This window comes from Candidatus Blochmannia vicinus (assembly GCA_030020825.1).
Taxonomy (GTDB): domain Bacteria; phylum Pseudomonadota; class Gammaproteobacteria; order Enterobacterales; family Enterobacteriaceae; genus Blochmanniella; species Blochmanniella vicinus_A.
Window position 1 is genome coordinate 277,432 of sequence record CP125213.1, and the last position, 25,103, is coordinate 302,534.

Consider the following 25,103-nt stretch of genomic DNA (forward strand, 5'->3'; position numbering starts at 1 on the left):
CTAAATATAATTATTGATATTATAACTTTAATTTATATTTATATAATAATTTTTAAACTTATATTTTTGTAAATAAATATATTCTCGATAAATTATAAATAATTTTTATTAAATTAGTTTCAATAAGATTTTAAACATGAAACACAATATTGTGATGATTAAATTTATACAGCAATCAATTGAAATTATGTAGTATTTATGAATATAATTCATAAATACTATTTATATTTAATGTAAAAAAAAATCAATTAAATTTTTTAAATATAAATGTATTCTATACATATTATTATATAGTTAACAACTTTTTTATGAAAAAATATTAAATAATTTTTGCGGAATATATTATTTTATATCTTTATAGAATAAAGTGCATAAATAAATATTTTAAATAATGATAAAATAGCTCTAATACATGTGTTAAGAGTACATAAAATTATATATTGATCCAAATATTTCAATCAAATTTAACATTATTTTAAATTTTTTGTATTTAAATAATTAAATAAAATTTTTATAAAAATTTTTATAAAGTAAATTACTGTGAAAATAGTAAAAGTTATGTTTATACATATTTTTTCAGAAAAGTATTTAAATATTTTGATTATAGTTATATTTCAAGTTACTATTTTGATTTACGATTTATTTAAATAATTGAATTTTATGTAGGTTTATACAATTAATTAATACTAATTATTAAGTAGATTTAGTATCTGAAATTATAAATTTTTTATAATTATAAACCTGATAAAATTTTATATATGTATATATAAAATTTATACACAATGTAATTTAATAATATATAATATATTTTATATCGTTTCTTATACACATAAGAAACTTATTATTTTATATATCTATATTTCGATTTATGTTGAAAAATAATTTCAATTTATATTGTTTCTGTATATAAATACTCAGTTTTATATGTAATATTTAAATATTTTTACTTATATTTTAATTTATTTTTATATTATTGAGTATATACTGTGCTTATAATAATATTTAAATACGGTCAAATATTGAATAATTATATATTATATGTAATAATCATATAGTTTTAATCAATACAAATGCATGATATGGAAGTACATTTATTCTCTTATTATTATTTTAATACTGTGTAAAAATTAAATAATAATATAAATATAATAATTCTGTAAGGATCTAACTTAATATTATAAAATATTCAATCATTGAATCAATTTTTTATATATAAATTTATAAACAACAAATTGCTTCAATATAAAACTATTTAACAAAACACATTATTGTTTTATATATAAAATAAATACATAATACTGAAAACATTAGTATAAAAATAAATCTATATTATATATCTTATTACGATTATTAATTACATGATATATTCTAAGAATTAGTATGAAAAATTAATAAATAATATTTGTATATATTATATTTATTTATCTAATTTATTATTTATTTCTTTTAAAGAGGTGATTACAGAAAATCTTAACAAAATTCCGTAATCACCTTAGTTACTGCATTATCGTTTTGTACCAAAAATTTTATTTTTAAAGTAATGAAATTAATATATTTTAAAAATAATTTTGTTCGTTATGAATATAATCGTATATATAATAAATTTATATTTATATCGTATTAAATATTTATAATATTAATATAAGCAATATACACATATTCAAGCACATTAAGGAAACGCTACAATGTTAGAATGTTTATCTAATGATGTGGATCCAATAGAAACACAAGATTGGTTACAATCTATTTCTTCAGTTATTCAAAAAGAAGGTGTTAAACGAGCTCAATTTTTAATAAATCAAATTGTACATGAAGCTCGTAGTAACGGTGTTGTTACTTCTAATAATGAAATAATAACAAATGATTATATAAATACTATTCCGGTACAAGATGAACCAGAATATCCTGGAAATTTAGAAATAGAGCAACATATATGTGCTGTTATTCGTTGGAACGCTATTATGATGGTATTGCATGCATCAAAAAAAAATTTAGATTTAGGAGGACATATCGCCTCTTTTCAATCTTCAGCTACGTTATACGAAGTGTGTTTTAATCATTTTTTCCGCGGACGTAATAAGCATGATGGAGGTGATTTAGTATATTTTCAAGGTCATATTTCACCTGGAATATATGCTCGGGCTTTTCTTGAAGGACGATTACATGAGGATCAAATAAACAATTTTCGCCAAGAAATAAAAAATCTGGGGCTTCCTTCGTATCCCCATCCAAAATTAATGCCGGAATTTTGGCAATTTCCTACAGTTTCTATGGGACTTACTCCAATTAGCGCAATTTATCAAGCAAAATTTTTAAAATATTTAAATAATAGAAATTTAAAAGATACTACTTCACAAACAGTATATGCTTTTTTAGGAGATGGAGAAATGGATGAACCTGAATCTAAAGGAGTTCTAAATATTGCTGCTAGAGAAAAATTGGATAATTTAATTTTTATTATTAATTGTAATTTACAGCGATTAGATGGTCCAGTAATAGGCAATGGAAAAATTATCAATGATTTAGAAAATATATTTAAAGGATCAGGTTGGGAAGTAATTAAAGTTATTTGGGGAAGTAAATGGGATTCTTTGTTACATAAGGATACTAGCGGTAAGCTCATTAAACTCATGAATGAAACCGTTGATGGAGACTATCAAACATTTAAATCTAAAGATGGCGCATATGTACGTAAACATTTTTTTGGCAAATATCCAGAAACTAACGCATTAGTGGATGATATGAGCGATTCTGAAATTTGGGCATTAGATCGTGGTGGACACGATCCTAAAAAAGTATTTGCTGCCTTAGAAAAAGCTAAAAATAGCTCTGGAAAACCTGTCGTAATATTAGCACATACTATTAAAGGTTATGGAATGGGTTCTAGCGCTGAAGGAATGAATATTGCACATCAAATTAAAAAAATTAATATAAACGGAATCCGTCATTTTAGAGATAGATTTAACCTTAATCTTATCAAAGATGACCAAATTGAATCTTTGCCTTATTTAACGTTTAAAAAGGGTTCTAAGGAATATATATATTTACATGAACAACGCAAAAAATTATTCGGATACATTCCAAACAGATTGCAATACTCTACTTATTCATTAGAACTTCCAACATTAAAACATTTTTATCCTTTGTTAATCCAGCAAAATAAAGATATTTCTACTACTCTTGCATTTGTACGTGTCTTCAATATACTATTGAAGTATGAACCAATAAAGCATAGGCTAGTGCCTATTATTGCTGATGAGGCTAGAACCTTTGGGATGGAGGGGTTATTTCGTCAAATAGGTATTTATAGTTCTATGGGGCAACAATATACCCCTCAAGATCATGATATACTTGCATACTATCGTGAAGATAAACAAGGACAAATTTTACAAGAGGGCATTAATGAATTGGGTGCAGCAGCTTCTTGGTTGGCTGCTGCTACTTCATATAGTACTAATGATTTTCCTATGGTTCCATTTTATATTTATTATTCAATGTTTGGTTTTCAAAGAATTGGAGATTTTTTCTGGGCTGCTGCTGATCAACAAGCCCGCGGATTTTTAATTGGGGGCACATCTGGTCGAACTACCTTAAACGGAGAAGGATTACAACATGCTGATGGCCATAGTCATATTCAGTCATTAACAATTCCTAATTGTATTTCTTATGATCCAGCATATGCATACGAAATTGCTGTAATTATACAAGATGGGTTAGTACGTATGTATGGAAATAACCCAGAAAATATATATTATTATATTACTACATTAAATGAAAAATATCATATGCCAGCAATGCCAACAGGAGTTGAAGAAGGAATTCGGAAAGGAATTTATAAATTAGAATCTTTATCTGGAAAAAATGGAAAAATTCAGTTAATGGGATCTGGTGCTATCTTACGTCTTGTGCGTGAAGCAGCTAAAATTTTGTCTCAAGAATATAATGTAAGCTCTGATGTATACAGTGTTACTTCTTTTACTGAATTAGCAAGAGATGGGCAAGACTGTGAACGTTGGAATATGTTACATCCTATGGATATACCCAAAATACCATATATTACTACCGTATTAAATAATGTTCCTACTATAGCAGCTACTGATTATATGAAGTTATTTGCAGAACAAATTAGGTGTTTTGTTCCAAGTAATCATTTTTTTGTTTTAGGTACAGATGGATTCGGTCGTTCTGATAGTCGAGAAAATTTAAGACATCATTTTGAAGTAGATACAGGTTATGTAGTTACAGCAGCATTAGCTCAATTAGTAAAAAATGGCCATATTCATGCCAGCATTGTTCTAAATGCTATCAAAATATATGATATTGATCCTGATAAAATTAATCCACGTCTAATATAGGAAGTAGCAGCATGACTGCAATCGAAGTTAATGTGCCAAATATTGGTGATGATGCATTAGAAGTTACAGAAATCATGGTCAAAATTGGAGACAAAATTAATATTAACCAACCACTTATTATAATAGAAGGTGACAAGTCTTCTATGGAAATACCAGCCCTCTATTCTGGTATTGTTACTACAATTCATGTTCATGTTGGAGATAAAGTACATACAGGATCTTTAATTTTATTATTAGATACACAAAATAATACTGATGAATCGTCTTGTAATGATCAGAAAAATATTGATTTCTCTTCTTCTTTTTCAGAAACCAATAATATAAAAAAAAGAGACATATATAGTAATACAATAAACCGCAATATCTATTCTAAACTAAATATCACAATACATGCTACTCCATTAATACGTCACATAGCTCGTATATGCGGAATAGATTTATCAAAAGTAAAGGGTAGTGGTCGTAAAGGACGTATCTTAAAAGAAGATATTCAAGATTACATGAATAATATATCAATGCATCATACAAACTATATGTCATCTACTCAATCTAATCAATTATTACCTATATTATCTCCTTGGCCAAAAATAGATTTCAGTAAATTTGGGAATACTACAACTGTAACGTTAAGTAAAATACAGAAAATTTCCGGTGCAAATTTACAAAGAAATTGGATAATGCTTCCTCATGTAACACAATTTGATGAAGTTGATATTACTGATTTAGAGCATTTTAGAGAGCAACAAAATCTTGAAATTGAAAAGAAAAAAATAAATTGTAAAATTACACTGCTAGTTTTTGTTATGAAAGCAGTTGCAAAAGCATTAGAAGAATTACCACTATTTAATAGTTCTTTATCTCAAGACAATCAGACATTAATTTTAAAAAAATATATTAATATAGGTATAGCAGTAGATACTACTAAAGGATTATTAGTACCTGTTTTGCGTGATGTAAATAAAAAAGGTATCATTTCATTATCACAAGAATTAACAGCGCTTTCTTTGAAAGCGCGTTCTGGAAATCAATTGATTCCTTCTGATATGCAGGGAGGGAGTTTTACTATATCTAATTTAGGAAGTATAGGAGGTACAACTTTTACTCCTATTATTAATGTTCCAGAAGTAGCTATTTTAGGCATGTCTAAATCTTTTACAAAACCAATTTGGACTGAAAAAAAATTTGTTCCACGTTTAATATTGCCTTTATCATTATCATATGATCATCGTGTTATTAATGGTGCAGATGGTGCTCGATTTATAACACTTATTAATAGAATACTTTCTGATATGCGATTGTTGTCTATGTAAAATTGATTATTATATAAATTACGATAATCTTATCACATAAGATATAAGAGTATATGTCATTATCAGATATAAATTAATATGATAAAGAAATACATATCTAATCAAATTAGATATACTAGTTTATAGTTTTAATTAAAATCTGAGGGGTAAGAGAACTATGCATATGCAATTAAAAACTCAAATTCTTGTTTTGGGAGCAGGACCAGGAGGTTATTCTGCAGCTTTTCGTTGTGCTGATTTAGGAATGGATACCACCATAGTAGAACGTTACCCTATTTTAGGTGGAGTATGTCTTAATGTTGGTTGTATCCCTTCTAAAACATTATTACATATTGCTAAATTAATTGAAACAAAAAAAAATATAGATAAATATGGTATTCTTGCGTCAGCAGAAACAGCTATTGATATTGACAAAACACGTTCTTGGAAAGACAAAATTATTACTCAGTTATCAAATAGTTTAAGTACTATGGCAAAAGCACGTAACGTCCAAGTAATTAATGGAATTGGTAAATTTCTTGATAAGAATACTATTCAAGTTGAAAATAATCAAATGACTTTAGAAATAACATTTAATTATGCTATTATAGCGGCAGGATCTCATTCTGTGTCTTTACCATTTGTTCCTAATGATGATCGTATTTGGAATTCAACTGATGCTCTGTCTTTACAATCAATACCTAAGCGTTTGCTAATCGTAGGTTCTGGGGCTGTAGGATTAGAAATGGCAACAATATATCATGCGTTTGGATCAGAAATTGATATAGTGGAAGTATACAATCAAATTATACCAATTTTAGATGAAGATATTGTTAATCTTTTTTCTAAAATAATAAGTAGGAATATTAATTTAATTTTAAATACTACAGTAAACGTAATAGAAGCCAAAAAAGATGGCATTTATGTTACTATGGAGAATAAACAAACTTCATTAAAAAATATTGAACGTTATGACGTATTATTAGTGGCAATTGGGCGTGTTCCGAATGGAAAAACATTGAATGTTGAAAACGCAGGAGTCAATGTAGATAAATATGGCTTTATTCCTGTAGATCAACAAATGCGCACTAATATACAACACATTTTTGCTATTGGCGACATTATCGGACATCCAATGTTAGCACATAAAAGTATTCATGAAGGACATGTAGCAGCAGAAGTTATTGCTGGTAAAAAACGTTATTTTGATCCAATAATAATTCCGTCTATTGTATATACCAATCCAGAAATAGCATGGGTTGGTTATACCGAAAAAGATGCACAAGCAAAAAATATAGATTATAAAGCTGCTATTTTCCCTTGGATGGCTTCAGGTCGAGCAATTACTGAGGATTGTAAAGAAGGTATGACTAAATTGATTTTTGATAAAAAAACAAACAGAATTATTGGAGGATCCATTTTAGGTACGCACGCTAGTGAAATATTAGGAGAGGTTGCATTAGCTATTGAAATGGGGTGTGATGCAGAAGATATTGCTCTGACTATTCATGCTCATCCAACTTTATATGAATCAATAGCATCAGCAGCATCTGTTTATAATGGGTCGATTACTGATCTTCCTAATATAAAAATACGCACATAACAAATTTTATATGATTGTAAATAAAGTTTATAAATTAATTAATTTAAAATAATACTACATTAATATATGTTTTATTTAAATTTATAAAGCATATAAGTGTTAATATTTAAAATACTACATAATGTTTATAAATTATAATATAATAATTACATTCATTTATATTCTTTGTTTTATAAAGAATATAAATAATTTTTAAATATGTAGCAATATATATATTGCTACATATTTATGTTATTGATATGATATAACTCGTTCGATGACAATAAAAAATTTAAAATAATATTAGTCAATGAAATAGCGTTCATGTATTAAACGTAATAAATTATCTATGTAATTGCATACGTTATAGTTATAAAGTATATTCACATTATATTTATTGTTAATTATTTAGGGTATAATGAATTTATGACTATTAATTAATGATCATTAAAAAGTTAATATTTTATTATTTAAAATATTAACTTTTTTATAAAAAATTTTTTTTAACATAAAAACTAGTGATGTAATAATAAGTATTTAACTAAAAATTAATCTAAAAATATTATGTTGTATGTAAATAAAAATTTAAATAGTAAAACATACTAAATATACTGCCAATATCTTACAATATTAAAATAAATTAAAAAATCTGACATGTCTACATTTCATATATGTTTTAATCATTAAATCTAATTGATAATAATTAGATATATTTTCAATTCAATATAAATATTAACTATATTTAAAATCTATTAAGAACAATAACATGCATCATTCATAATTTTAACAATAATATCTATTTTATAGTTTTAAATAAAATATTTAGGAAAAATATTTACTGTATAAATTAATAATAATCTTTATTTTATTTATATTAATAATTATTATTATATCTGTGTATTTCTTATCTATGGAAATTTAAAAATAACTATTAAATCAACAGTATTTTTTATAATTAGTATTATATTTTCTAATAAAATAAAACGATTTATATCTAATAATAGTATAAATACACAGTAATAATTGTTTACTATTTACTGTTTAATCTGAAATATATTCCACAAAACAATTAGAATATTAACTATATTCTATATAAATATCTAAAAAAAATTAAATTTTTTGATAAATACTTTAAAGTATAAAAGTTATCAAACTTAACAATAAAAAAAATAATTTAAATTATTAAATATATAGACATAATTTTTGAATATTATTGTAGTATTATTTAATTAAAACTATTAAAAAATTTAATTTTTTAATTAATGATATGAAGGTTTATTATGATAATATTTTTCAAATCATTACTAATATTAACATGTTTTATAGCAACTATTTTTGTTATTAATATAATTAATTATTTGTGTAGTATTTATCATCAAAAACTAATATATCTGCATATATTTAAAAAGATAAATATTAATTTATTCTAAATTATATTGTGACTATTCACATATCAAATACTTCTATAGGTACAGAACATATAATACTTATTTTATAATAAGTAATTCATTTATTACTAAAAAGTATATTTTTACAATGAGAATGTATTGTCATATTCATATAAAAATATATAAATGATGATATATAGTAATCCGCGCTATTAACAATATACAATCATTATTTGCATCTCAATTACAAATTCTTTATTGTTTTATGAGAATATCAGTACCTGAAATTTATTTCATTTGTAGAAATTGCTAAAAATTCTAATAACTATTATATAGTTATTAAATATAGTAAAATAATTCTGGTATATAATTTTAATTGAGACAATAAAAATAAAATAATAGAGAATTTGTTATGAATCAAATTTTGATGATTAAATCAATATATTCACAATACCAAATAAATAGATTAATAACTTAAATTACACTGTAAAAAATCAATTGGTTATAGATGTACAATTTATTTTTTTAAAACAAATAATAATTCCCATATCATAGTTATAATAAATAATAATATTTTAACGATTTTATTTTTTCCAGAAATCTAAACCATTTTCAGGAACAGTTCTGGCAATATCTGTTATAATTTTTCCATTAGGAAAAATTAAACGATTATCTAATTCAATTAATGGATAAATTATAAATTCTCGATTACATATATCGTAATGCGGTATTGTTAATTCAGAAGTATATATATTATACTTTCCAAATAATAAAATATCTAAATCTAGTGTGCGTGGCTGCCATAAAGAAGCATTATGTAATCGAATACGTCCTTGTTTTTTTTCAATATATTGAATATGACTTAACAATGATTCTGGAGAAAGATTGGTATCTAATATTATTATCGCATTTAGAAAATCAGGCTGATTTTTCTGCCCCAGTGGCCGGCTACAATAATAAGATGAAAAAGCAATAAGTTTGGTCATTGGGAGTGTAGAAAGAGACCATACGGCTTTATCAGCTTGTTTTTTAGGATTTAACATATTACTGCCTAGTCCTATCCAAACACGTTCCATTTGGTTATATATCCTAACTAATTAACTGTCTAATCACCAATCTTTTGATTTTTATAAAAATTAAAAAATATCATTAAAATCAAAATATTTCAAAAATTTTTACATAAATACATTTCTATATATAAAATAATCACAAGATCTTAGTCAAACCAATTATCATAATAAAATTATGTATGAATCATTAAAAGATTAATTTTTTAATTATGTCTTCATATCATATGATATGATACTAATAAAGATCGATTGTCACTATAATAATTTATCCGGTCATTTGTTTTTCTTTAATTTCCTCTAAAGTTTTGCAATCAATACATAAATCTGCTGTTGGTCGAGCTTCTAATCTTCGGATTCCAATTTCTACATCACATGAAGCACAAAATCCAAATTCATTTGTATCTATTTTTTTTAAAGTTTTTTCAATTTTTTCAATAAGTTTACGTTCTCTATCTCGATTACGTAATTTAATATTAAATTCTTCTTCTTGTGCAGCTCTATCTACTGGATCTGGAAAATTAACAGACTCTTGATTTTGTATGCATAATGTAGAAGACCCTAAATCATGTTTAAGTTGATTTTTCCATGCTTCAAGGATACGTTTAAAATGTAATAGTTGATCACAACTCATATATTCTTCATTAGGTTTACGTTGATATGGCGTAACTCCAGCAATTATTAAAACATTTAAAGAAGAACACTTGTTACTATGATTTGATGACTTTGTCGGCATATAGTTGCTCCTGATTCTATATATATTAAAACTCATATCAATATGCTATAAAATTTAATTATTTGAATAAAACCTACTAATATTACAAACATATAACAAATAAAAAATTAAATAAATTAAAAATTATTATTTTATAAAATGTAACAAGCTTTATTAAGTAACTTTCTCGTCTTATTATGATACTTGATTATTTTTGAAACGTACACATGATTATAGAATCATATTAAAATATATACAAACCAATTATACTATTTACTAAAATAGTATAATTGGTTTGTATATATTTTAATATGATTCTATTGATAACAATAAGTATTGATAATTATTTAAAAAAATGCGCATTGTGTTATAGTATCATTTAAATGTTAATAACGATATTATGATTTTAATCATAAATAATAATTACATTGTATGTAATGTATTGAATACTTATACTAAAATTGTAATATTAATTTTATGATTTTTAAAAACCATATTTTTATAGAAACAAACATTTCTATTAAATAAAAATACATTATGTCTTATATTGTTGCGCTAACCGGGGGTATTTGTTCTGGTAAAAGTGTTGTTGCTAAAAAATTTTCTGATTTATCAGAAAGAGTATCTGTAGTAGATTCTGATTTAATTTCTAGAAAAGTCACACAACCTGGAAGCATTGCTTTACATATGATAAGAAAATATTTTGGATCAGGTGTATTATTTTCTAACGGTTCATTAAATCGATCCATGTTAAAAAAAATTATTTTTTTTAATCTTAAAGATAAAGAATGGCTTGAAAAATTGTTGCATCCAATTATTAGAAAAGAAACTCAAAAAACTATAAATCTATTATTCAATAGATCATATTATGTGTTATGGGTTATTCCATTGTTAATAGAAAATAATTTACAAAAATTTGCAGATCGAATATTAGTAGTAGATGTCCGTGCCGATATTCAATTGAATCGGATTATTGACAGAGACAAAATTAGCAAAAAATACGCTAAAAAAATTTTATTATCACAAACATCTCGTCAACGCAGGCTCGACTATGCTGACGATATTATTTACAACAACAAAAATCTGGATGAAATAAACATGGACATCTCTATTCTACATAAATATTATATGAATATAAAAAAAAATAATTACTAAAACTACTGTTTTTATTAAGAAAAATTTCAAAATTATGTTTTATTCATCATATGATGATACCCATTTCACCGTTATAATAACAAATTTACATTAATTATTTTTGTGATCATTTATAATTATTTTCATATCTGTGCTTTATACACATACACAATACAACCCATTATTAAAATTACACATAACTAATCTCAGATATAATTAATATTATGGTTCGACAATAAAAATCATGAATATCTAAAAATATTAATTGATCTAACTTAATAAAAACAAATTCAAGATAAAATAATTATTTTATATTATTTACATTTATAAATATTTATTTTGTATAATATACAAATTTTATTTTTATTTGAATGAAAATAAAATTTCATTGTCTGTTATAGTAATTAACTTAAAACAATTTCAAATAGTTTATGTATGTATATTAATAATACTTATATGTAATTTTACCATGACATTCCTTAAATTTCTTATTGGATCCACAAGGACAAGAATCATTACGACCTACCACTTTATTCTTAATTAGTGTATTTGTGTTCCGAAAATAATCTATAGACAATAATTTTCTATTAATTGTTTGTAGATTGGTAGATTGCATATGATTATATTTGTTATTTTCTGATGAAATAGATTCTTTTTTATTAAACAATTCCGTCACTAGTTTACTAATTTCACTTATCACTTCATATTTCAAATGATCTAACATTTTAGTAAACATGGCAAATGATTCTCTTTTATATTCTTGTTTAGGATCTTTTTGTGCATACCCTCTTAAATGAATTCCTTGACGTAAGTAGTCCATTGATGATAAGTGTTCTTTCCATAGGATATCAAATGTTCTTAACATAATTCCTTTTTCAAAAGAACGCACAATATTTATTCCTATTATTGTTTTGGCATGTTCATATTTTTGGATCATACTGTCCAATATACGCTGACGCAATCTTTCTTTTTCTTCATATAATTTAGGATCTAGATCTATCCATTCTACAAGAGGTAATGTTAAATAAAAATCAGCGTTTAAACATTCTTCTAATTTTATTAAATCATTTTTATCCTCTATGATTTGTAAAGGAATATAAATATTAAATAATTTGTCAATAACATCGCGACGAATATTACTTATAATATTATCAATGTCTGACATGTTTAATAATTTATCTCGTTGCTCATAAATAACTCGACGTTGATCGTTGGCTACATCATCATATTCTAATAATTGTTTTCTAATATCAAAATTGCGATTTTCTACTTTTTTTTGAGCATGAGCAATAGCTTTGGTGATCCATGGATGTTCAATTGCTTCTCCAGATTTCATACCTAATTTTTTCATCATATTTACTAATCTATCAGAAGCAAAAATTCGTATTAGAGAATCTTCCATTGATAAGTAAAATCTAGAGGAACCAATATCTCCTTGCCGTCCGGATCGACCGCGTAGTTGATTATCAATGCGACGAGATTCATGCCGTTCAGTACCAATAACATGTAACCCTCCAGATTTTAATACTGTATCATGACGTTTTTTCCAATCAGATTTAATTTTTGAAATTTTACATATGCTAGCTGTATTCAGTGCAGCAATTTCTGAGCGACAATTTCCTCCTAACATAATATCAGTTCCACGGCCAGCCATATTTGTGGCAATAGTTACCGCACCAGGATGTCCTGCTTGAGCTATAATATCTGCTTCTATAGAATGAAACTTAGCATTTAAAACTTTATGAACAATTCCAGCGTGCTTTAAAGCACGAGAAATAATTTCAGACTTATCAATCGATATAGTTCCTACTAAAACTGGCTGATTACGTTTAATACAATCTTTAACATCATTAACAATAGCATCAATTTTTTCGCGTTCCGTCATATAAATTACATCTGGTAAATCATTACGAATCATAGGGCGATTAGTCGGTATAACAATAGTATCTAATTTGTAAATAGATTGAAACTCAAATGCTTCGGTATGAGCAGTCCCCGTCATACCAGATAACTTTTCATATAAACGAAAATAATTTTGAAATGTAATTGAAGCTAACGTTTGATTCTCATTCTGAACTGTTACTCGTTCTTTAGCTTCTATCGCTTGATGTAATCCATCTGACCATCGACGGCCAGGCATAACGCGTCCTGTATGTTCATCAATAATCAGTATTTCACCATTTTTAACAAGATAATCCACTTCGCATGAAAATAAAATATGTGCACGAAATGCTGCATTTACATGATGCATTAAGATAATATTATCTGATGAATATAATGATTCACCTTGATTCATAATACCAGACTTAATTAATAATTGTTCTATCAATACTAATCCTTGCTCAGTTAATATAACCTGTCTATATTTTTCATCAACTGTGAAATATTCTTCTTTTTGTAAATCATTTATATTTTTTGTATTTTGTTGAATTATATTAAAGACTAATTCGTTTATTTTTAAATATAATAAAGAAGTATCATCTGATGGGCCAGAAATGACCAATGGAGTACGAGCTTCATCGATCAAAATAGAATCTACTTCATCTACTAATGCATAATATAACCCTCGTTGTACCCGTTCTTCTGGAACAAAAACCATATTGTCACGCAAATAATCAAAGCCATATTCATTATTTGTTCCATAAGTAATATCTGCTGCATACGCGGCGCGTTTCATAGATGTTGACTGTTCCGGTAAATTGACCCCAACGGTTAATCCTAAAAATTCAAATAATGGTCTATTATTTACTGCATCTCTATGTGCTAAGTAATTATTAACTGTAACGATATGTACTCCTTTACCGATTAGTGCATTCAAATAAGCGGGCAATGTAGCGGTTAAAGTTTTTCCTTCTCCAGTTTTCATTTCTGCGATACAACGATTGTTTAAAACTATTCCACCCAATAATTGAACATCAAAAAGACGTATATTAAATATTCTCTTGATAGCTTCGCGTACTACAGCAAACGTTTGTGGTAATAATTCTTCAAATTTTACACCTAACTTAATAGATGCACGAAACTCATTAGTTTTTGATGCAAGTTGATCATCATTTAACTTTTCCATGTCTTTTTCCATACAATTTATAATATCCACCACTTTTTTCATACGATGTAGTGCACGCTCATTTCTATTTTTAAAAATTTTAGTAAATAATTTAAATGGTGTTATCATAATAATTTATATCTCATTATAATGACGGCGGATTATACAAATAATAATGTGACAATATATATTTTTATTAATGATATATGCTGTATGCACATATATATTTGGCTATCTTAATAACAGTAATTAATTTATATTATTTTACAATCTATTAAAATAGATGTGAATAAATTGAACAAAATGTATGCGCAAATACTATAAATCATGTTGATTAACATAAATATGTTTACAAAAAATACTTAAACAATAAAAGCCCATAGATAAGTATAAATTTTTATTTACATAAATTTATGTGTTGTATATATGTTCTAAACATATTATATAATGCGACATATAATCAATGATTGATTAATATTTTTGATATTCTGAATATAAACTATTTAAATAAAGTTTAAAAATATTTTAAATAGTTACTAACAACTATCAAATTTATCATATACGAATGTATAATATATTTTTTATATGGAAACCTATACATTAATTTGATAGCATGAATAATTTTGGTACATACAAATAATAAGAAATAAAATATCAAAAAATATTCGTTTATCTCTGATTTTCATAATGATATGAATTTATAAATTAGACATACCATACTCAGATGTTTATATATATTGTCTATCTTATAAGATAAAAATGTTTATTACAGACAAATTTAAATAAATTTTTAGTACTTTTCATTTAACAAATTAGAAATATATGGCATGTAGTATAACTACATATGTACTAATACATAAAATTTTTTAAATAATTAATCAATAACAATGGAATTATTTTAAATAAATTAGATAAATTTATATGTTAAAATTTATGATGACATTATCATTTTTACATTTAAAAATATAAATAGATATCTAAAATACTAAAGGTAGATCAGATGCCTTAGAAAAAGTCGCAATTTCCCATGACTCTTGGCATGATAAAACAGTTTTTAATAATTTATTATTTAGAGTATGTCCAGATTTAAAAGCAATAAAAGAACCGATAAGATTGTGACCACACATAAATAGATCGCCAATAGCATCAAGCATTTTATGTCGAACAAATTCATCATCAAAACGTAATCCATCTTCATTGAGCACACGATCATCATCAATTATTATAGCTGAACTGAAACTTCCTCCTAAAGCAAACCCACGAGATTGTAAATCTTTTATATCACGCATAAAACCAAAAGTACGTGCTCGACTAATATTATGAACAAAAGATTCTGAAGAAAAATTAAAAAAACAATGCTGCGTATTAACATTAATCGCTGGATGATCAAAATCAATAGTAAAATCAAGCGTAAATCCATCAAATGGTCTTAGTTCAGCCCATTTATCACCATCTTCAACACGTACGGTTTGTTTTAATCGAATAAATTTTTTAGCGCTATTAAGTTCTTCTATACCAGCATCTAATAATAAACATACAAAAGGATTAGCGCTGCCATCCATTATTGGAACTTCAGGGGCATTCAGTTCTATAATAATATTATCAATACCCAATCCTGCTTGAGCAGCACTTAAATGTTCAACAGTAAAAATTTGAGCACCATATTCATTAATCAAACATGTACATAATGCGGTGCTTCCTACTGATTTAATATTCACTTGAAAATCTACAGGAGGATGTAAATCAGTACGACGATAAATAATACCAGTATTTGCTGCAGTAGGACGTAAAGTTAATGTAACTTTTTTACCAGTATGTAATCCTACACCAGTAATTTGTACAACGCGCTTTAATGTTCGTTGTTTTATCATGATATTATCTCATGCAATTATCATACTGTTACTATATATAAATTATATAGACATATATTTGCATTTTTGTGATGATTACTCATCAATATTATCTTTAATTTAGTCTTCTTGTTTTCTTAAAAAAGCGGGAATATCTAAATAATCTGAATCTTTATCAAGAGTTGTACTCTGCTGGTTAACTGTATCAGATGATGTATGTCTAGATTCTTTAAAAAATGTAGATACTCTTTGAGAAGAATGATTATGATAGTGATTATTTCGTACTATTTTTTTTTCTTCTTTGATATTTGATCGGATGACATCCGAACGCTTATCAATACCAATTCCTGTTGCAACCACAGTAACGCGTAATTCGTTATTTATATCCGGATCTAAAGCAGTACCTATTACTACTGTTGCATTATCAGAAGCGAAAGAACGTATAGTATTACCTACAGTTTCAAATTCATCTAATCGTAAATCTAAACCAGAAGTAATATTTACTAAAACACCACGAGCACCAGATAAATCAATATCTTCTAATAAAGGACTAGCAATAGCTAATTCAGATGCTTCTTCTGCTCTATCGTCTCCACATCCCACTCCAGCTCCCATCATAGCGTATCCCATTTCTGACATTACTGTACGTACATCTGCAAAATCTACATTCATTAAACCTGGTCGAGTAATTAATTCCGCAATACCTTGCACTGCCCCTTTTAATACATCATTGGCAGCACTAAATGCATCTAACAATGATATTCCGCGTCCTAAAACTTTCAATAATTTATCGTTTGGAATCGTTATTAGTGAGTCTACATATTTAGATAACTCAGAAATTCCTTGTTCAGCGAACATCATACGTTTCTTTCCTTCAAAATTAAAAGGTTTAGTAACTACGGCTACAGTTAAAATTCCTAAATCTTTAGCTACTTCGGCTACTATCGGAGCGGCACCTGTTCCAGTTCCTCCACCCATCCCTGCAGCAATAAAAACCATATCTGCACCTTCTATAGTGGCTTTCAATACATCGCGATCTTCTTCTGCAGAGTTACGACCAATTTCTGGATTGGCACCTGCTCCTAACCCTTTAGTAATGGAACTGCCAATTTGGATGGTTTGTCCTATTGTCATTTTTCTTAAGGCTTGAGCATCAGTATTAACAGCAAAAAAATCTACGCCTTCAATACGTTCACGTAACATATGTTCAACCGCATTACTGCCGCCTCCGCCAATACCAACAACTTTAATTACTGCATCACTAGTTAATTCCATTGGTTCAAACATAATTTTCTCCATATCACTTCAGTTATTTTAAAAATAAATTTTTTAACGGATTTAGCATATTTTAAATGCATTAAATTTTTTAAAATTCTTTTTTTAACCAATTATTCATTTTTTTTATCCAACTTTTAATTGTTATTCCTTTTTCTATATCTATCTCATTATTCAAATGAGATTCTTTTCCATAATGTAATAATCCAATAACAGTAGAGTACTGTGGATTTTTTACATCATCTATTATTCCGCTCGTATTTATAGAAGACGCAATGCGAACTTGTGTATGAAATACTTTTTGAGCACAAGCTGATAATCCATCTATAAGAGATGCTCCACCAGTTAACACAATACCTGCTGCAAGATGATGTTTAATATTAATTTGGCGCAGTTGTGATTGTAATTGTAGTATTTCTTGATTAACCAACATCATTAACTCAATATATCGAGGCTCAATTATTTCTGCTAACATATGACGTTGTAAAACACGAGGCGGTCTACCTCCAACACTTGGAACTTCTATATTTTCTTCTTTACTAATTAAAGATTCTAAAGCACAACCATAACGTATCTTAATTATTTCTGCATCAGACAATGGTGTTCCAAAAGCATAGGCAATATCACTAGTAACTACATTTCCGGCATATGGAATAACTTTAGTATGGCGTAAGGCTCCAGCAGTATATATTGCTACATCCATTGTGCCACCACCAAGATCTACGACACAGACGCCTAATTCACGCTCATCTTCTGTTAGCACAGCATAACTCGATGCTAATCCAGAAAATATCAGTTGATCTACCTGTAATCCACATCGTTCTACTGCTTTGACAATATTCTTAGCCATATCATTATGGCAAGTAATCAAATGGACCTTAGCTTGCATTCTAACTCCAGATAATCCAACCGGATTTTTTATCCCTTCTTGATAATCAATAGCATAATTCTGTGGAATAACATGCAATATTCGATGTTCATCACGTATTTTAACTGATTTAGCTATATGTACTACATTATCCACATCTGATTGCGTTACCTCTTCTTCTGAAATAGGCACCATACCTATTTCATTTTTACAACTAATGTGTTTTCCAGATAAAGAAAGATAAACAGATGAAATTTGACAGCCTGCCATTAATTCTGCTTGATTAATAGAATATTGTACACATTTTATTACTGACTCTAAATTATTTACTCCTCCTTTATCCATACCACGTGATGAACAATACCCTAATCCAATAATATTTATTATTCCATCAGGCAAAACTTCACCTACCATCGTAGCAACTTTAGCTGTACCAATTTCTAATCCTACTAGTAATTTTTTATCTGAAGTTTTGATCATATTTGTATTTGCCTTTATTTATTTTTTCTTTATTTATTATAAAGCACAGGACTAATCGAGCTAGAAATCCATCTTACAGCAAATCCTGATCGATAACGTAAATCTATATAATCAATATATTTATTATTGTCATTAATTTCTTGCAGAAGAATAGGATAAACTTTAATGAAATAATATAATCGTTCGATTATATTATTTCTACCTAATTTTAGATGAATATTATCTTGTAAAATCAATTGCCATGAATAACGTAGATCCATTGTTATTGATTTTATTTGAAATTTATTAGACTTTAATATTTCATTAAATATGTGGTAATTAGTTAATACAGTTTTTTCGCTGCCTTTTGGTCCATATAAATACGGAATTTTTGTATCATTATTTTGGTATTCTTTAGGTACACTAAAAATAGCACCTGTTATGCTAATGTTTTGTAAATTATTCCAATAAGCTAATGGAACATGCTCTACTATGTGAACCTTTAATGTATCTGGCCATTGTTTCCTTATACTCACTTGTTGAATCCATGGTAAACATTCAATTTTTTTTTGAATAATATTAATATCCTGTGTTATAAATGTCCCCAATACACCTAATTTTATTATTATCTGATTAAGCTCTGTGTTAGTAGTATAATAACGATTTCCAGTCACTATTATATAAGACACAGGATAACAACAAGAATTATAAATCCATGTTTTTATATAATAAAAAATCCAAACAACACTAACTACAGCGATAGATAATAATATCCAATTTAATAATGGATGACTAAATTTATAATATCTACTTGAACTTGGTTTTAAACTATATTTAATTTTTGTGTTTTTACCTGTGTTCAACACTGTTCGAAGTGTTTTAGCAATCTATTTCCTTTCATGATTTATTGCCATAAAATTCATTATTATTCTGCGTATACTTATATTTGTACTTTACATTATTTTTAATAATGTTTTATATACTACATATCTTTATTTTTTAATAATTAATTTACGCATAATCTCACTTATTGTACCTGCTCCTTGAATTAAGAGCAAATCGTTATTTTTCAAGAATTGAGCTAGTATATCTGATAACATCTGCGTATTTGATATAAATATTGGATTAATTTTACCATATTTATGAATTGTACGACATAGAGATTGACTGTCTGCTCCTAAAATAGGAGTTTCGCCAGCAGAATAAACATCTAATATTAAAAGAATATCTACATTAGAAAGTACGTTAACAAAATCATCATATAATTCTTTTATACGTGTGTACCTATGAGGTTGAAATACCATAATTAATCGTCTATTAGGCCATCCGATTCGAGCTGTTACGATAGTAGCATATAGTTCAGCGGGATGATGTCCGTAGTCATCTATTAATATAAATTCTCCTGTTTGACTATTTATTTTATTTAAAGGATAATGACCTAAATTTTCAAAACGTCGTTGCGTTCCTTGGAAATATAACAGAGTTTTAAGAATATGTTCATCACTAATTCCTGCTTCAGTTGCTACAGCAATAGCAGCCGTAGCGTTAAGTGCGTTGTGGCAACCGGGAGCGTTTAAAATTACTTTTAGTTTTGATTTATTTGGACGTAATACAGTAAAACTACTTTTTTCTATATTTTGATGATAATCAAAAACATGTAAATCAGCATTTTTATTAAAACCATAAGTAATAATTTTTCTATCAATCTTAGGTAAGATCTCACAAATTATGGGATCATCAATGCATACTACAGCATATCCATAAAACGGTAGGTTATGTAAAAAACTAATAAACGCTTTTTTAAGGCATTCAAGATTACCTTGGTATGCATTTATATGATCAGTGTCAATATTAGTAATTACCTCTACTATGGGATGTAAATGTAAAAATGAACCATCACTTTCGTCTGCTTCTACGATTAAATAACGACTATATCCAAGGCGAGCATACACACCTTCTGATTTTACTAATCCGCCATTTATAAAAGTTGGATTTAACCCAGATTCAGTATAAATATTAGCTATCATTGTTGTAGTAGTAGTTTTTCCGTGCGTTCCAGAAACAGCTATTCCATATTTAAACCTCATGAGTTCAGATAACATTTCTGTACGTTTAATAACAGGAATCCGAGCTTGTTTAGCAGCTAAAATTTCCGGATTATTTGGGGTAATAGCGCTAGATATGACGACAACATTAGCATTATTTATATTGCTATATTTATGACCGAAGTAAATTTTTACCCCTATTTCAAGTAAGTGACGTGTTATATTGTTATGTACAATATCAGAACCAGTAATATCATAACCTTTATACATTAATACTTCCGCAATGCCGCACATACCAGTTCCACCTATGCCAACAAAATGTATTTTTTTGACATGACTCATCATTAGAATAATATCTCTTGATTTAAATAATGGTATATTAAGCAGATCCATTCAATATATTTCAAAATTCTACATATATAAAAATTTAAATTATTAGTATATTTATTTTTTTAAATATTCAATGATTAGTTGAGAAACTTGTTGAGTTGCATTAGGCATAGCTATATTTCTAGCACGTTGAGCCATAATACATAATGTTTTTCTGTCCCACGATCCTAGTACTGTGCTAACATAATCGCTTGTAAAGTTTTGTTGTTCAATAATTTTTGCTGCTCCTACTTGTACTAAAGACATAGCATTCCAGTATTGTTGACGATCTTTATGATGTATAAAAGGTACAAATATTGCTGGCAATCCTACAATCGACACTTCGCTTACTGTTAATGCGCCAGCACGAGAAATTAATATATCTGCCCAAGAATATGCTTGAGCTATATCATCAATAAACTTTACAATTTTATGATAATTTTGCTTTATTTTTTGATAAGCCCATTTTACTTTTTTGAAATCTTGTTCTCCAACTTGATGCCATATGATCAGTTTATTAGATAATTTTTCTGCCATATTTGGAATAATTTTATTTAATATATGGGCTCCTTGACTACCTCCAATAACTAAAACACGAATAGGACCAACACGGCCTTCCCATCGTTTAATTGGATTTGGAATAGCTAATATTGTTCGTCGTATAGGATTTCCTACTGTTTTCGCATTAGGAAAGGTATTAGGAAATCCTTGTAATACTTTTTCAGCAAACATCGATAAATACCGATTAGTTAAACCAATAATTCTATTTTGTTCGTGTATGATTAACGGAATACCACATGTCCATGCTGCTAATCCGCTAGGTCCAGAAACATATCCACCCATACCTAACACTATATCAGGTTTCCAATATTTTATAATTTTTCGTGCTTGATATACTGCTAAACAAATATATAACGGCATTATACACTTGATGTACAATTTTTCGCCATGCCACCTTTTAATATGAATAAATTTAATATCAATACCATATTTAGGAACTAGTTTAGCTTCAATACGATCTGAAGTACCTAACCAAACAACTTGATATCCATTATCAATTAAGTAATGAGCTACTGACAATCCTGGAAATACATGTCCTCCGCTACCACCTGCTACTATCAAAATTCTTTTTTTTTGATTCATTTTTTCGTGCTCTTCAAAAAAGCTTGATCTTTAGATAAACGTGTTTCAAAATCTATTCTTAACAACAGCATGCTTGCTATTACTGTAGCTAAAAAACTAGATCCTCCATAACTAATAAATGGTAATGTTAACCCTTTAGTAGGCAATATCCCACTAACAGTTCCTACATTAATAAATATTTGTGACCCAAACCAGATACTAATAGAACAAGCCAAAATACCAGAAAATCTATGATTAATATTCAAAGCACTATAACCAATGGTCATGGCACGAAACACAATTACAAATAACATAAATAATACTAAAATTGCTCCAAAATATCCTAATTCTTCTGCAAGGATAGAAAAAATAAAGTCAGTATGAGCTTCGGGTAAATATTCTAATTTAAGTACAGAATTTCCCAATCCTTCTCCAAAACATTTTCCGCGACCAAATGCCATCAAAGATTGAGTTAATTGATAACCATTTCCAAATGGATCTTTCCATGGATCCCAAAAAGTGAGCAAACGTCGTATACGATAAGGTTTAATTACAATTGATAATGCAATTAAAAATATGTTGGATACAAAAATCAATGTTAACTGCCATAATTTGGCTCCAAAAAGAAATAATATAGATAAAGTAGTAATAAATAGAATAATAATACTACCAAAATCAGGTTGCACTAATAATAATATAGCTAATAGCATCATAATTACTATGGGTTTAGATATATCCCAAAAATTAGCACGTATTTCTTGTGATTTACGTGTCAAATAATTAGCAAGATAACAAATAAAAAATAGCTTTGAAAATTCTGAAGGTTGAATACATAATGAACCTAACATTATCCAACGTGATGCTCCATTAGTGGAATTATTTAGTATTAATGCTGCTATCAACGTTATATAACTATATAATAGCATTATAAAACTATAATTCTGCCAAGTTATTATTGGTATTCTTAAAATAACTACAGATAATAAGAACGTTATAGTATAATAAATAACCGCACGCTTTATGAAATAGCATGGATCATTCACTAATCGTATTCCAATAGGAATCGATCCTGAACTAATGATAATAAAACCAATACAAATTAATCCTAATACAAACCAAAAGAATAGACGATCATATAATACATCAATATGCGATGATTTTTTTTTATGTGATTTTAATAACGGATTAATAATTATTTCTTTTAATACTTTCATTATCCAAATTCTCGTGCAAAATAGGTAAACATAAACCCACGCGTTGCAAATGATTTAAATTGATCTAAACTAGAGCAAGCTGGAGATAATAAAACTATGTCTTTTTTTTTTGTACGACGACTGATAATTCGCATTGCTTGTATCATTGTATTTGTAAGAATAACATTATCAAAACCTAATTTTGTTAATAAAAATCCATCTTTTCCGAAACAATAAAGATGTATTTCATATTGTTTAATTAAATGTTTCAACTCAGAAAAATCAGCTAACTTACTATCGCCTCCTAGCATCAAATGTAGTTTTCCAGATAATCTTAAGCTATTAATCGCTTCTGTAGTTGCATTAACATTAGTAGCTTTAGAATCATTAATCCAACTAACTCCATGATTCTTATAAATCAATTGACAACGATGCGTTAATCCAGAGAATTGGCACAATACCTTTAAGGAAATAGAACGAGGAATATTGACAATATCTGATAATGCTAAAGCAGATAATGCGTTTGTATAATTAATACAACTATTAATTTTCATTGAAGAACAATTAAGCACATATTCGTTATATGCGATTATCCAATTATATCCTTTATAGTATTTAAGATGATAATCTGCAGAATCTGCATTTATACCAAAACTTACACAATAATCATAACTATCATATATGGGAGCTGTTAAAGGATCTAAAGAATTCATTACACAAACTGTAGCATTTTTATAAATCCTTTGCTTAGAGAGATAATATTGTCTTAATCCACCAGGATAACGATCCATATGGTCTTCACTAATATTTAAAATTATCGCTGCTTTTGCGCGTAAACTATAAGTTGTATCTAATTGAAAACTTGAAATCTCCAATATATATAATTGATATGATTTATCTAATAAAGACAGAACAGGTACACCTATGTTTCCTGCAACACCAACACGCCAACCAACACTTTTAGCTATCCTAGAAACTAATTGGGTTACTGTACTTTTTCCGTTTGATCCAGTAATAGCTATTATCGGAGCAGTTACTTCTCGAGCAAATAATTCAATATCACCAATCACCTCTACTCCCGATTTTAGCGCTTCAATTAAAATAGGATGATCTAATCGTACTCCAGGACTAACTACGATTAAAGTAGCACTCAATAACCACATATCGTTAAACGCACCCAAATAATACTTTACAATATGTGGTAATTGATTTATTCCTGGAGGATGCATGCGAGTATCTATTACTTTTGGTATTACACCTCGAGCTAAAAAAAAATTAACGCAAGATAAACCTGTCATTCCTAAACCGATAATCACAACTTGTGATCCTCGATAATTACTCATATT

15 protein-coding genes are annotated in these 25,103 nt (G+C 27.4%); 4 read left to right on the forward strand and 11 right to left on the reverse strand.

Going from position 1 to position 25,103, the window contains the following annotated elements; genetic code table 11:
* Positions 1-1,685: 1,685 nt before the first annotated feature.
* From aceE to lpdA, 3 genes are all read left to right on the forward strand, one after another.
* Positions 1,686-4,355, forward strand: coding sequence for a pyruvate dehydrogenase (acetyl-transferring), homodimeric type (gene aceE / locus QMA81_01260; GenBank protein ID WHL24942.1), 2,670 nt, complete (start codon positions 1,686-1,688; stop codon positions 4,353-4,355).
* Between the two features lie 11 nt (positions 4,356-4,366).
* Positions 4,367-5,665, forward strand: a complete 1,299-nt coding sequence (gene aceF, locus QMA81_01265; protein ID WHL24943.1) for a dihydrolipoyllysine-residue acetyltransferase — start codon at positions 4,367-4,369, stop codon at positions 5,663-5,665.
* Between the two features lie 157 nt (positions 5,666-5,822).
* A complete protein-coding gene (gene lpdA / locus QMA81_01270; GenBank protein ID WHL24944.1) occupies positions 5,823-7,247 on the forward strand; it encodes a dihydrolipoyl dehydrogenase in 1,425 nt (474 codons plus the stop codon).
* A 1,951-nt stretch (positions 7,248-9,198) separates the two neighbouring features.
* On the opposite strand, the gene folK is transcribed toward lpdA, so the two are convergent.
* Together folK and dksA are read right to left on the reverse strand one after the other, a co-directional pair.
* On the reverse strand, positions 9,199-9,690 hold the full coding sequence (gene folK, locus QMA81_01275) for a 2-amino-4-hydroxy-6-hydroxymethyldihydropteridine diphosphokinase (GenBank protein WHL24945.1): 492 nt from the start codon (positions 9,688-9,690) through the stop codon (positions 9,199-9,201).
* Positions 9,691-9,949: 259 nt separating this feature from the next.
* Positions 9,950-10,417: an RNA polymerase-binding protein DksA gene (dksA, locus tag QMA81_01280; protein WHL24946.1), complete on the reverse strand. Its 468-nt coding sequence runs from the start codon at positions 10,415-10,417 to the stop codon at positions 9,950-9,952.
* A gap of 516 nt (positions 10,418-10,933) precedes the next feature.
* On the opposite strand from dksA, the gene coaE reads away from it, so the two are divergent.
* Positions 10,934-11,551 carry a dephospho-CoA kinase gene (coaE, locus tag QMA81_01285; GenBank protein WHL24947.1) on the forward strand — a complete coding sequence of 206 codons (618 nt, stop codon included), beginning with the start codon at positions 10,934-10,936 and terminating at the stop codon, positions 11,549-11,551.
* A 421-nt stretch (positions 11,552-11,972) separates the two neighbouring features.
* Here the strand turns inward: coaE and secA are convergent, their stop codons facing one another.
* From secA to murD, 9 genes are all read right to left on the reverse strand, one after another.
* On the reverse strand, positions 11,973-14,705 hold the full coding sequence (gene secA, locus QMA81_01290) for a preprotein translocase subunit SecA (GenBank protein WHL24948.1): 2,733 nt from the start codon (positions 14,703-14,705) through the stop codon (positions 11,973-11,975).
* 848 nt (positions 14,706-15,553) lie between these two features.
* Positions 15,554-16,447 (reverse strand): UDP-3-O-acyl-N-acetylglucosamine deacetylase, encoded by an 894-nt coding sequence (gene lpxC, locus QMA81_01295; GenBank protein ID WHL24949.1) that lies wholly within the window; start codon positions 16,445-16,447, stop codon positions 15,554-15,556.
* A 99-nt stretch (positions 16,448-16,546) separates the two neighbouring features.
* A complete protein-coding gene (ftsZ, locus tag QMA81_01300; GenBank protein WHL25301.1) occupies positions 16,547-17,713 on the reverse strand; it encodes a cell division protein FtsZ in 1,167 nt (388 codons plus the stop codon).
* Between the two features lie 79 nt (positions 17,714-17,792).
* The gene (ftsA, locus tag QMA81_01305; protein ID WHL24950.1) at positions 17,793-19,049 is read right to left on the reverse strand and encodes a cell division protein FtsA; all 1,257 of its coding nucleotides are present in this window, start codon (positions 19,047-19,049) and stop codon (positions 17,793-17,795) included.
* 29 nt (positions 19,050-19,078) lie between these two features.
* The gene (locus QMA81_01310; GenBank protein ID WHL24951.1) at positions 19,079-19,891 is read right to left on the reverse strand and encodes a cell division protein FtsQ/DivIB; all 813 of its coding nucleotides are present in this window, start codon (positions 19,889-19,891) and stop codon (positions 19,079-19,081) included.
* Positions 19,892-20,020: 129 nt separating this feature from the next.
* A complete protein-coding gene (gene murC / locus QMA81_01315) occupies positions 20,021-21,466 on the reverse strand; it encodes a UDP-N-acetylmuramate--L-alanine ligase (GenBank protein ID WHL24952.1) in 1,446 nt (481 codons plus the stop codon).
* 51 nt (positions 21,467-21,517) lie between these two features.
* Positions 21,518-22,585, reverse strand: coding sequence for an undecaprenyldiphospho-muramoylpentapeptide beta-N-acetylglucosaminyltransferase (murG, locus tag QMA81_01320; GenBank protein ID WHL24953.1), 1,068 nt, complete (start codon positions 22,583-22,585; stop codon positions 21,518-21,520).
* On the reverse strand, positions 22,582-23,778 hold the full coding sequence (gene ftsW, locus QMA81_01325; GenBank protein ID WHL24954.1) for a cell division protein FtsW: 1,197 nt from the start codon (positions 23,776-23,778) through the stop codon (positions 22,582-22,584). The genes murG and ftsW overlap by 4 nt, the downstream gene beginning before the upstream one ends.
* Positions 23,778-25,100, reverse strand: coding sequence for a UDP-N-acetylmuramoyl-L-alanine--D-glutamate ligase (gene murD, locus QMA81_01330; protein WHL24955.1), 1,323 nt, complete (start codon positions 25,098-25,100; stop codon positions 23,778-23,780). Before murD ends, ftsW begins: the two co-directional genes overlap by 1 nt.
* Positions 25,101-25,103 lie beyond the last annotated feature (3 nt).